At 41.1% G+C, this 11692-nt stretch carries 13 protein-coding genes; 5 read left to right on the top strand and 8 right to left on the bottom strand.

Annotation, left to right across the window (positions count from 1 at the left end; all coding sequences use genetic code 11):
- Window positions 1-24: 24 nt before the first annotated feature.
- A complete protein-coding gene (recJ, locus tag C0V77_RS06135; RefSeq protein ID WP_101725438.1) occupies window positions 25-1740 on the top strand; it encodes a single-stranded-DNA-specific exonuclease RecJ in 1716 nt (571 codons plus the stop codon).
- 39 nt (window positions 1741-1779) lie between these two features.
- Here the strand turns inward: recJ and C0V77_RS06130 are convergent, their stop codons facing one another.
- Together C0V77_RS06130 and C0V77_RS06125 are read right to left on the bottom strand one after the other, a co-directional pair.
- Window positions 1780-2355, bottom strand: coding sequence for a DinB family protein (locus tag C0V77_RS06130; protein ID WP_101725437.1), 576 nt, complete (start codon window positions 2353-2355; stop codon window positions 1780-1782).
- A 72-nt stretch (window positions 2356-2427) separates the two neighbouring features.
- Window positions 2428-3012 (bottom strand): Crp/Fnr family transcriptional regulator, encoded by a 585-nt coding sequence (locus tag C0V77_RS06125; RefSeq protein WP_101725436.1) that lies wholly within the window; start codon window positions 3010-3012, stop codon window positions 2428-2430.
- A gap of 121 nt (window positions 3013-3133) precedes the next feature.
- Between C0V77_RS06125 and lptB the strand changes: the two genes are divergently transcribed.
- Both lptB and C0V77_RS06115 read left to right on the top strand, forming a co-directional pair.
- Complete coding sequence (gene lptB / locus C0V77_RS06120; RefSeq protein WP_101725435.1) at window positions 3134-3871, top strand: LPS export ABC transporter ATP-binding protein; 738 nt, start codon at window positions 3134-3136, stop codon at window positions 3869-3871.
- Window positions 3872-4014: 143 nt separating this feature from the next.
- A complete protein-coding gene (locus C0V77_RS06115) occupies window positions 4015-4734 on the top strand; it encodes a Bax inhibitor-1/YccA family protein (RefSeq protein WP_101725434.1) in 720 nt (239 codons plus the stop codon).
- A 64-nt stretch (window positions 4735-4798) separates the two neighbouring features.
- Here C0V77_RS06115 and C0V77_RS06110 read toward each other — a convergent pair whose 3' ends face one another.
- Genes C0V77_RS06110 through C0V77_RS06090 form a run of 5 tightly spaced genes read right to left on the bottom strand, consistent with a single transcriptional unit; the run spans window position 4799 to window position 8383 of the window.
- Entirely contained in the window at window positions 4799-6355 is a 1557-nt protein-coding gene (locus tag C0V77_RS06110) for a DUF4153 domain-containing protein (protein ID WP_101725433.1), read from the bottom strand.
- Window positions 6356-6407: 52 nt separating this feature from the next.
- Window positions 6408-6701 carry a transcriptional regulator gene (locus tag C0V77_RS06105; RefSeq protein WP_216824397.1) on the bottom strand — a complete coding sequence of 98 codons (294 nt, stop codon included), beginning with the start codon at window positions 6699-6701 and terminating at the stop codon, window positions 6408-6410.
- Window positions 6702-6745: 44 nt separating this feature from the next.
- A complete protein-coding gene (locus C0V77_RS06100; RefSeq protein WP_101725431.1) occupies window positions 6746-7357 on the bottom strand; it encodes a hypothetical protein in 612 nt (203 codons plus the stop codon).
- Complete coding sequence (locus C0V77_RS06095; RefSeq protein WP_229236209.1) at window positions 7354-7698, bottom strand: diacylglycerol kinase family protein; 345 nt, start codon at window positions 7696-7698, stop codon at window positions 7354-7356. The genes C0V77_RS06100 and C0V77_RS06095 overlap by 4 nt, the downstream gene beginning before the upstream one ends.
- Entirely contained in the window at window positions 7682-8383 is a 702-nt protein-coding gene (locus C0V77_RS06090; RefSeq protein WP_101725429.1) for a DUF1361 domain-containing protein, read from the bottom strand. Before C0V77_RS06090 ends, C0V77_RS06095 begins: the two co-directional genes overlap by 17 nt.
- A gap of 261 nt (window positions 8384-8644) precedes the next feature.
- Here C0V77_RS06090 and uvrC point away from each other — a divergent pair, with 261 nt between their 5' ends.
- Window positions 8645-10459, top strand: coding sequence for an excinuclease ABC subunit UvrC (uvrC, locus tag C0V77_RS06085; protein ID WP_101725428.1), 1815 nt, complete (start codon window positions 8645-8647; stop codon window positions 10457-10459).
- Window positions 10460-10461: 2 nt separating this feature from the next.
- Here uvrC and C0V77_RS06080 read toward each other — a convergent pair whose 3' ends face one another.
- Window positions 10462-11340 carry a serine hydrolase gene (locus tag C0V77_RS06080; protein ID WP_101725427.1) on the bottom strand — a complete coding sequence of 293 codons (879 nt, stop codon included), beginning with the start codon at window positions 11338-11340 and terminating at the stop codon, window positions 10462-10464.
- Between the two features lie 188 nt (window positions 11341-11528).
- Between C0V77_RS06080 and C0V77_RS23025 the strand changes: the two genes are divergently transcribed.
- Window positions 11529-11666, top strand: a complete 138-nt coding sequence (locus C0V77_RS23025; RefSeq protein WP_158237891.1) for a hypothetical protein — start codon at window positions 11529-11531, stop codon at window positions 11664-11666.
- The last annotated feature ends 26 nt before the right edge of the window (window positions 11667-11692 follow it).

The following is an 11692-nucleotide window of genomic DNA, read 5'->3' as shown; positions in this document are numbered from 1 at the left end:
ACCAGCTGAATAAAAGAACGATAAATGTACGAAAAGAGGTGGGCATATAAATCTGTCCCTGATCAACAGGTGGTTAAAACGTTAGCCGGGCAATTGAATATTGATAATACCCTGGCTAATATGATGGTGCAGAGAGGTATCTGTAATTTTGAACAGGCAAAAGATTTTTTCCGTCCGCAACTGTCGCATCTGCATGACCCATTCCTGATGGCTGATATGGATAAGGCAGTTGCTCGGCTGGAAGCAGCCATTGAAATGAACGAGAAGATACTCGTTTACGGTGATTATGATGTGGATGGCACCACGGCAGTTGCGCTGGTTTATGGTTTTTTAAGTACTTTTTACCCAAACATTGAATACTATAACCCCGACCGTTATCTGGAAGGATACGGTGTTTCATTGCAGGGTATTGAGTTTGCCGCACAACAGGGCGCTTCTTTAATTATTTGTCTCGACTGTGGTATAAAAGCGCAGGACAAAGTAAAAATAGCTAAGGAGCAGTTTAAAATAGATTTTATTGTATGTGACCACCACGAGCCGGATGAGAACCTGCCTGAGGCAGTGGCTGTGCTTGACCCCAAACGCAAAGATTGCGCGTATCCTTACAAAGAATTAACCGGCAATGGAGTGGGCTTTAAGCTTTTGCAGGCTTATTGTGTCCGAAAAAATATTCCATTAACCAATCTGTATCAATTTATTGATTTAAGCGTAGTTAGCATAGCGTCTGATATAGTACCAATTACCGGCGAAAACAGGGTTCTTGCCTATTATGGTTTAAAGAAACTGAACGAAAACCCGCAAATTGGACTAAAAGCATTGAAGAGTGTGGCAGGTTTCAATAGTAACATGAGCATTGAAAATGTTGTGTTTGTATTGGGGCCGCGCATAAACGCAGCAGGCAGAATAAAGCATGCCCGTGATGCCGTAAGACTGTTGTTGTCTGATAATTTTGATGAAGCGCTTGCTTTTGCCGAAGAAATACAAAAACATAATACCGAACGCCGGGGCCATGATACCCGCATGACCGAAGAAGCCCTGGCTATGATTGAGCAGGATGCCTGGCTGAGCAGTACTGCCAAGAGTACGGTTCTGTACAGAGAAGACTGGCACAAAGGCGTAATTGGAATTGTAGCCAGCCGCTGTATTGAAAAGTACTACCGGCCAACTATCATTTTTACTAAAACCAAAGAGGCAATGGCTGCTGGTTCGGCACGTTCTGTAGCCGGATTCGATTTGTACTCAGCTTTAGAAGAGTGTTCGCATCTGTTAGAGCAATTCGGTGGGCATAAGCACGCAGCGGGTATGACGCTGAGCATCCAAAATATTCAGCCGTTTCAACAGGAGTTTGACAAGGTAGTAGCCAGGTATATAACAGAAGAGCAACAAACCCCGGTAATAAATGTAGATTTAAAAATCCGACTGGCAGACATCACCTCTAAGTTTCATCGGATAATAAACCAGATGGCGCCTTTCGGGCCTGAAAACATGCAGCCTGTTTTTGTTACAGAAAACCTTACACTGAAGTACACGCCCCGTATCATGAAAGAAAAGCACCTGAAACTGGAGCTTCTGGAAGAAGATACCGGCGCTGTCTTTACGGCTGTTGGTTTTGGTATGGTAGAAGAACACTACAGGAGGCTGACACAACAGAAATATTTCAGAATTGCCTACCAGATTGAAGAGAACACTTTCAATAATAAAACAACTTTGCAGTTAATGCTGAAAGACATTAAGTATTAGAAAATCATAAGAGGGACAGCCCTGTGCCGTCCCCTTTTACTATGCTATCTTCTCATAACTCTTTAGTGCATCTAATACTCTGCCTGCCTGTTGAATATGGCGTTCATTGTGTGCAATGATAAATTGAAACACATCGCCCAGTTTTAATTTTATAAATTTGCCAATTGAAATAGGGATTCGAATCGCATTCAAATCTACCTTTCCGGCTTCTTTCAGATAGCGGAGCAATGCTTCCTGTTGATTAATGAACTCGGCCATTACTGCGTGTGCATTCAGGTCAGGAGGGGGTATATGCCCTTTAAGTGCTTTGTACTTTTTGGTGTTTGATGGCCGCATCATCCGGGTAAAGTAGCGGCCCAGCCAACTGCTCTTAAAAGTACCATCAAACGGTTTTTCCTGATTTTCTCTAATGCCTTTTTCAATTTGTGGCAGGTAGTATAAACCGTAACTGTTCAGGTGTTCAAAACATTGGGCAATGCTCCACCCACCATTATAAGGCGGCTTCAATAAGATATCCTCATTCAGGTTCTGAAAAGTGTTGATGGCTGCTTGCAGGTGGTTTTCTACCTCGTTCTCCAATTTTTCCAGCCATTGTATTTTATCAACTTTCTCCATGTAAGCTATTTTGTTTTCTACTGCAAAATTCAGCAGGCCAGACTTCTTATTTCTTGGTATTTACCAATATTTCTAAATTTTTATCCGGTTAATAAACTTGCTGAAGTTGGTGGCATCCATACCCAGATAATTGGCCAGATACTTATGTGGCACCAGCTGCAAAATATGAGGGCTGCGTTTCAGCAACTCCATAAAGCGTTCTTCGGCTGAATAACATTGCAATTCAACCAGTCTGGTCAGTAAACCAGACAACGCGTGTGCAGTTCCCTGTCTGATAAGTGTTTCAATGGCGGGTCGGCTTTGCATCAGTATCTGTAGCTCGCTTACAGGTGCCCGAAGAAAAACCGAGGGTGTCAGGGTTTCATAAAAATATTTTGAGGGCGTTTGCAATAGCAATGAATCAAGCACACCACCAAACGACGGACAATAAGTAAAAACCAGTGTTGCCTCCCTGTTTTGCTCGTCAAAATAATACACTCTCTGCACGCCATCCATAACAAAGTACAGATGCCTTTCTTTTTCGCCCATAGCAGTTAACAGCTCTTTTCTTTTAGCTGTGAAGGGCTTCCAGTGTGTCGCAAACTTCTGCCAGTCAGCATCAGATAAAGGGTGGATGCCTGATACCAAATGCTTCAGTTGAAGTAAAGCTGTTTGCATGAAAGAAAGGGGTTTGGATGTTACGCCAAATATAAGGCTCTGACAATGATTTAATAAATATTAACAAGATTTATGAAGAAAAGACGTTAGTTTTGCAAAAGAAACGGCTGAATAGCAAGAGATGATTTTACGTACTGAAAACCTTATTAAAAAATACGGGCAACGCTTAGTTAACAATAACGTAAGTTATCAGGTAGCACAAGGTGAAATTGTGGGGCTGCTTGGTCCTAACGGTGCCGGAAAAACCACTTCGTTTTATATGGCCACGGGTCTGGTAAAACCCAATAGTGGTAAGGTTTGGCTTGATGACCTGGATATTACTGCCCTGCCTATGTACAAGCGTGCCAAACTAGGTGTAGGGTATCTGGCACAAGAGCCCTCGGTGTTCAGGCAATTAACGGTTGAAGAGAATATCCTGGGTGTGCTGGAACTGGCAAAACCCGGCATGACAAAAGCAGAGCGAAAAGAGAAAACCGAAACGTTGCTGGAGGAGTTCAGCCTTACGCATGTCAGAAAAAATAAAGGAATTGTTTGTTCGGGCGGCGAACGCCGACGTACAGAAATTGCCCGCGCATTAGCTGTTGACCCCAAGTTTATATTGTTAGACGAACCCTTTGCAGGGGTAGACCCCATTGCCGTAGAAGAGATTCAGGGTATTGTTGCCAAGCTCAAACACCGTAATATCGGCATATTGATAACCGACCATAACGTAAACGAAACCCTTTCAATTACTGACAGAGCCTACCTGCTGTTTGAAGGTAAAATTCTACGTCAGGGTACAGCCGAAGAACTGGCAGGCGATGAACTGGTACGAAAGGTATATCTGGGCCAGCACTTCGAACTGAAACGCAAAATTTAAACCGTTTTCTAAGAAGATATTCTTTTTTCAGGCATTGAATACCTAATGTTTTATTTAAAATAAATTCATTTACCGGTACTTGTATAGGAACCGGGAATTTGCTAATTTGTGTCTTCATACAATCACTTAAACAATTTTTAACTATGGCTAATCCGGTATTTTCGGAAAAAACATTTACAAAGATTGACCTTACTTATAACAGTGGCGAGGTCATGACAGTACAAAGTACACTCACCAAAGTAGGTATTTTGTTATTCATTCTATTGGCATCTTCGGCAGTTTCCTGGGTGGGTTTGCTAGAAGGCTGGAGCATTGCCCCGATGTTGATACCCGCCGGATGCATAGGCGGCCTTCTGTGTGCCGTTGTGCTGGCGTTTAAAAAAGAATGGGCACCGCAGCTGGCACCTACTTATGCTTTGTTAGAAGGTTTAGCTATTGGTGCAATTTCTGCCATTTTTCATCAATTTGCTCTTATTGCGGCAGGTCTTACTTTCGGAGTTGTATTTGTTATGTGGGTATTATATAAAACCGGTATCATTAAAGCTACCAGAGGTTTTATGGTTGGTGTGGCCGCAGCTACCGGCGCTGTTTTTCTGTTGTATATGCTTACCTGGATTTTAGGTATGTTCAGCATCAGTATTCCATATATTCATCAAGGAGGTACCATCGGTATCATCTTCTCAGGCGTGGTTGTAACCATTGCTGCCATGAATCTGATTATCGATTTCCACCTGATTGAAGAAGGAGCACGTATGCAATTGCCAAAATATATGGAGTGGTATTCAGCCTTCGGACTAATGGTAACAATAATATGGCTTTATTTAGAGATTCTGAAATTATTAGCCAAGTTGGCGCGTAGATAATATCCAGTAATCAATATTTTATGAAAGCCTGCCTTAACCGCAGGCTTTCAATTTTTGTGCCGTTTTAATATGCACTTTCAGTAGTTTCAGGGGTATTAGACCCAGGTCGCTTAATAGGTATTTCAATTTTTTTATCTTTAAAATAGTTAACCGCATTGCTGTTTGATAAATCCCAGGATACCCAGTTGTATCCCTTTTGTTTTTTCAGATAATAACTGATTCGGTTATTAAGCCTGTCGGTATCAAATTGCTTATTAAACTGATTATGTATCCTGCTGCTTTCTTCTATCTTGGACCTGTTTTCATACAACAAAGGAAGTGTCCGGTCTGAGAGCGTATTCAAATAATAGTAATCAAGGTCTGCTGCTTTTTGGGTAGATAGGTTATACTGCACAATCATGCTGTCCCAATCAAATAGTGTAAAACTTACCAGTGTTAAAAGTAAACCCCAACAAGCCTGTTTGAAAGAATGCAGGATTGTGTATTTATGCTTGATTTTGAGCCAAAGTAAAATTAAACCGATAGTAGTAATTAGCAGTAAGAAAATTACGACTATGCGACCGTGAGCGAGCCCATAATTGGTAATATACTCATAATTGCGTAGTAAAACCGAGATAATCAGGAAACCGTTCTGAATAATCCATACGTAGGCAGCCACAACAAGCCACCGGTTGCCGGGCAGGAAATTGAGCTCATTACGGAAGTAATAGATTAGAATAAATATTGAAAGTACAATGCTTAGAATAAGCAGGTAGGTTCCCTCATGTACGAGTTTAGACAACTCATGCGCTGATTTTAAGTCTGCTCCCAGATTAAACCACAGGAATTTTATGTCAATAATGTTAATGATAAGCAGTAAAATGTTGACCGATACAATTAGTAATAGCGCAGTGCTGTATTCATTAATTGCCGATTTTTCATTGAGTTTTTCCGGGGCAGCAATTGTTTCAGGTCTTTGTTTGATTTGGTAAAGATTATTTACGCGGCTCCAGTTAAACAATACACTGAAAATAAAGCCGGCACCGAACAGAAGAAAGATGAAATGGCCTATCGAAAAATCAGTAAAAAACCTTTCTATGGCCCCAAAAAGCCAGGCAAAGGGCGTTGAAACTATGTCACTGAAAATTGGATTGGCTGTTTTAAAAATAAGCAAGAAAACCGCAAAAGCAATAATAGGAATCAGTAACAATTGTGCAATGCTGACCGATTTGCCCAGAAGCTGATTCTTATTGTTTAGCTGGTTTTTGGTTTCGGCAAGCAGGAGAAGGGGTTCAAAGGTTGTTATAAGCAGGTTTAGTCCATACTGCCATAAGGCGCCACCAACACTTGTAAGCTCACGCCGGTGTATAAAACCTGCCAGAACCAAGAAACATAACAAATGCACCAATATACTGAGGACAGAATTATAAACAATTACCATAGCACCTGTCAGCAATGCCATAGCCAAAGTAACACGCAAGGGTATGGTGTCAAATTTTATTTTGTTATAAAAGGCCAGCAAGGCAATGAGTGAGGTATTGAAAAGCAAGAGATTGATGCCGAATTTCTCAAGCCAGAAAAAATAATTAAAAACGGTGGTAAGTATTACTACTGATAGTAAACGGAAACTTAGCTGATTCATAATTTTAAAGTTAAAAAGTTCTTTGTTTTGCAAAGTGAAATGGTAAAAAAAATTAGGTTCCTTTAATAAATTTCTCCAATTCGTTCAGGTGTTCGTTAAAAGCCTTTTTGCCTAACTCGGTTGCCGAATAAACGGTATTGGGTTTGCGGCCTACAAATTCTTTTCTAAACGAAATGTAATTAGCTTCTTCCAATGCGCGTAGGTGCGTGGCAAGGTTGCCGTCAGTCAAAGACAATATCTCTTTCATGGCATTAAAAGAGACGTCGTCATTCACCATCAGCACCGACATAATGCCCAGCCTGGCCTTGCTTTCAAACGCTTTATTAAAATTCTGAAGTAAATTCATGTTAATTACCTGATGCAGGCGCTTTTAGCCACCTGGCACCAAAACTATTTTCTATCATATCTGAAATACACCACTAATCCATAAATAATGTGCAAGCCACCAAACCCAATTGCCCAGAACAGTAAATTCCATTTTGCCAAAAACAAAGCCACAATACCCAGAACAATCTCACTTATGCCCAGATAAAAAGTATCATGAACGGTATATTTACTGGCATTTACCAGCGCAATGCCATAAAAAACAAGTGTGGTTGGAAAACAAAGCCAGAAAAATCCGTGATACAGCAACCCCAAGCCGAAGATACCTCCGGCAAATAACGGAATAAGCATGCTTGTCAGCAAGCGTTTTGAAGTAGACGTCCAGACATCCAACCCTTTTTTACGGGCTTTTCTTACAGTAAAAAACACTCCTGTTACCAGTGCAGACACCAACACAAGGGCTGCGTCAAGCAGCAGTGCCGGAATAATCTCTTGCCTGACGGCCGGGTCAAACAACTGATATAATCCATCAACATGAATTTTCTGGTGTGCATACCAGGCACCTATTAAAGCACAGATACCGGCTGAAATACCGGAAAACCCGCTTAAGGAAAGAAACTTGGACGATCGTTCCATCAGAGAGCGTATTTCCTTCAGTTGTTCAAGGTGCTCGTTCATAGATTAGCTAAAATTTTAGGCAAAAATATAATAATTCCGATAATTGCAGCGCAAACTGAAATGATTAAAACTGCGGCTGCTGATAAATCTTTTATTTTACCGATTAAAGGATGGTAACCTTCCGAAACAAAATCGCATAGTTTTTCTAACGCGGTATTAAAGGCTTCGGCCATCCATACCAGTCCGATTGATATAATGGTAGCTGACCATTCGGCAAAACTTAGTTTTAAGAGTATGCCACTTAAAACTACCGCAACCGTTGCCAGCAGATGAAACCGGGCGTTGTTTTCCTGAAGCAGCACTTTTACACCCTTAAAAGCATATTTAAAGCTTTGCAACATTTTTGGAACGTTCATAAGAGGCAGGCATCAACAGATTTAATGAAACATATAGCACCATAACCACCAGCGAGAAAACCATTGTGGTTTGTATAGCCAGCGGATTTTGAAGCTCATGGATTGATTTTCTGAACAAAAAAGCAGGGTTGGTGAACAAATCCCAGCTATTGAAACGGATATACCGGCCCAGATACAAGCCAAACCCAGACAGCACCACACTTGAGAAAACTATCGCCCAGGCCCATATTCTGCCTGTTAGCTTTTCAATAATTTCGTGCGCCACCAGCAGAGAGTAAAGTCCGGTTGCTAAACCTGCCAGCGCAACAATGAAAAAACTAACGGCATCAAACCACAAAAGGTGCAACTGCGACTCTGTAAGGTGAATCAGGTCAGTAATTATATAAGGCGAATTCGGAAAAAACAATAGCCAGAAACCGAGGCAGCTGTAAACTATAGTCTGGCTGAAACGAAATGATGCATGTGGCAAAGACTGATACCTGCGAGCAACCAGAATAAAAAATAATGGAACCCAGGCTAAAAACAGATTCCAGAGTAAGTAGATGCCCCTCAGATGATGCGTCTTTATTACACCAGCCAGTAATAATACAGAACTAAGCAATGTCAGTAATATCAGGCTTAAAGTCGGTCGACTGATATTAAATGCTATTGTAATTTTTTTAGATGCCATGAGAATAAAAAAGAACTTTGTAATGCAAAGTAAATTTGAAATTTGATTGTTTCCAAATTATGTGGCAATTTTTTTGTTTCAATTTAAAAAATTGATTCAGGCGAGCCTTTAAATGCACAAAAGCCGGGGTTTTGCTCAGTATGCTGCCTTAATCCAGAATAAATGTTATAAATTAGAAACTTTTATAAAGCCTGATTGGGTAGGTGTTGAACAGAATAAGATTGGGTAGTGTTATTGGTTATCAGAGAGAACAATTTTTTTATGTCGGAGATTAGTTTTGATTATAAATCAGAGTTGGTTAAAGTACCCGAAGAACCGGGGGTGTATCGTTATTTTGACGACAACGGAGAGGTTATTTACGTAGGCAAGGCCAAAAATCTTAAAAACAGAGTAACTAGTTATTTTGCAAACTTTAACAGGCACGACCGCAAAACCCGCAGATTGGTAGTAAGCATAAGAAAACTGGAATTTACTATAGTGCCTACAGAGTTTGATGCACTACTGCTTGAAAATACACTCATAAAACAATATCAGCCGAGATACAATATTTTGTTGAGAGACGACAAGATGTATCCCTACGTTTGTGTTACCAATGAGCGCTTCCCAAGGGTAATTACCACACGTCGCATGGAAGACAGGTCGCGCGGGAAACTCTATGGCCCGTTTGTGAACTCAAAAGCTATGCACGCCCTGCTGGAGATGTTCAGCCAGCTATATACCATCAGAACCTGTAACCTTAACCTTTCGCAAGACAACATAGATGCCAGAAAGTTTAAAGTGTGCCTTGAGTATCATATTGGTAATTGTAAAGGCCCTTGTGAAAACCTGCAAACCGAGGCTGACTACCTGAAAGAGATTGAACAGGTGCATCATATATTGAAGGGGAATCTGGCGCCTGCCAGGCAGTACTTTGAACAGCGCATGCAGGAGGCCGCGCGTAAGCTGGCATTTGAAGAAGCGCACCAGCTAAAACTGAAACTCGATTTTCTTCAGAGTTACCAAAGCAAGGCAACCGTTGTTAATCCTTCTATTAAAGACGTAGATGTGTTCAGTATTACGTCTGATGAAACCACCGCCTACATCAATTACCTGAAAGTAGTAAATGGTACCATTATTCTTACCCAGACGCTTGATGTAAAGAAAAAACTGGAAGAGACTGATGAAGAAATACTGGTTATGTTTATTGTTGAGCTGCGCCAGCAATATGAAAGCACCACAAAAGAGATTATTACCAATATACCGGTAAGTATCGATATGAAGGCAGATATTGCGGTACCACAGATAGGTGATAAGCGCAAGCTGCTGGATATGTCATTAAAAAACGTGGTGTATTTCAGAAAAGAGAAAGCCGAAAGAGAGGCCATTGCAGCCAGTGGCGCTACCAACAAGCGAGACCGTGTGCTGGTAAAAATGAAACAGGATTTACAGTTAAAGAACCTGCCGCGCCATATAGAGTGTTTCGACAACTCAAATATACAGGGTACCAATCCGGTTTCGGCAATGGTTTGTTTTATAAACGGACAACCTGCGCCCAAAGAATACAGGCACTATATACCCAGAACAGTAGAAGGCCCGAACGACTTTGCCACTATGAAAGAGGTGGTAACACGGCGTTATACAAGGTTATTGGAAGAAAAAACGGATTTGCCTGATTTGATTATTATTGACGGAGGAAAAGGGCAATTGTCTGCTGCCTGCGAAGCCCTGAAAGAATTGAGCCTGTATGGCGAGATTCCGATTATCGGGATTGCCAAACGACTGGAAGAAATTTATTTTCCGGAAGATACGCTTCCGCTTTATATTGACAAGAAGTCTGAATCGCTGAAACTTATTCAGCGCTGTCGGGACGAAGCTCACCGTTTTGGTATTACCCATCACCGCGACCGACGCAGTCAGAGCTTCCTGATTAGTAGTTTAGAAAGTGCTCCGGGTATTGGTAAACTTACGGCCACCAAGGTGCTGAAACAATTCAAGACCATATCAAACATCAAGAGTGCCCCAGACGAAGAGCTGATAAAACTGATTGGCAAAGACAAAACCCACCGCATCAGGGAGTTTCTGGCCAAAGAAAGCTGAATCTAATGTTGAAGACTGTCATATATCATTCCAGATACATCGGCGAGCGCTTCAACACCTTTTTTAACATCCGTAAGTTTTCTTGAGAGGATAACCAGTACATATTTACGTCCGTCTGGCAAATATATAATTCCGGAGTCATTTTGTACCCCTGTAATAGAACCAGTTTTGTGGGCTACTTTTGCGGCGCCGGGTAATCTGGCAGGTATAATCTCGTTGAATTTCTGGTCGAGTAATATTTTTATCATGGCCTCAGAGTCTTTCCTGCTTACTACCTCTCCCAGTGCCAGTTTCTCAAAAATAAGCATCAGGTCATAAGCAGTTACGGTATTGTTCATTCCTGATTGAAAGGCTTTGCTGTCTTCTACCCCGCGAAGCACCTGTATATCATTAGCCCCAAGCGCACGCATGGTAGCATTGGCATTTTTAGCGCCCACCAAATCAATGAGAATATTGGTAGCCAGATTACTGCTTACAATAATCATCTGGTAGGTGAGGTCGTAGATAGTCATTTGCTGCCCTGTTTTCTTGTACATTTCATCAGCACTGTCGTCACTTAAATCCAGTTTAAACGGGCTGCCATCTACAGTACTTTTAAATTCATTTTTTACCAGGATAGAGTCTGTCAACTTAAATTTTCCGGCTTTGGCCTGCTTAAAGATTTCAATCATAACCGGGGTTTTCATGGTACTTGCTGCATGAAAGCTCTCTTTCTCGTTTATGAACACTGTTTGCCCGGTTTGCAGGTCTTTAAATGCCAAAGCAAATTCTCCCTCAACCGGGTTTAGTCTTGCCAGAATGGCGTTTTTTAATTGTTCTGATTGTGCAGCAGACTGCATAGCAAAAGCAAGAAATAGCGTAATGAAACAGAAGTTTTTCATAAAGGGTAAATCAAATTGTCAACAGATAAGGCTATACCTGCAATTTAAGAGAAAAATGCTGAATTGATAAAGACTCAGATGTGTAAAGGTGTGTTTTTTGTAGAATACACTCCACAAAACTGCTTCAAATCTGGTAAAACCCGCTTTGGCAAATGTTTTTTTATTTTAATAAACAAACATTTAAAGCCATGATAGTTGTATTATTTATAGTTACACAATTTATAGCCATGGGGTGTGTGTCTGCCTATGGATTGCATCTGGAAAGAGAAGAGCAGAAACTTTACAGAGAGAATATGATGTCTAACAGAAAGCAAAGAAAACCGTGACAGTTTTATCAGGCTCCTCAAACATA

Origin of the sequence: Emticicia sp. TH156 (genome assembly GCF_002855535.1) — a bacterium.
Taxonomy (GTDB): Bacteria; Bacteroidota; Bacteroidia; order Cytophagales; family Spirosomataceae; genus Emticicia; species Emticicia fluvialis.
Note: the sequence above shows the minus strand (reverse complement) of the source record. Positions and strands in the feature narration are given on the sequence as shown.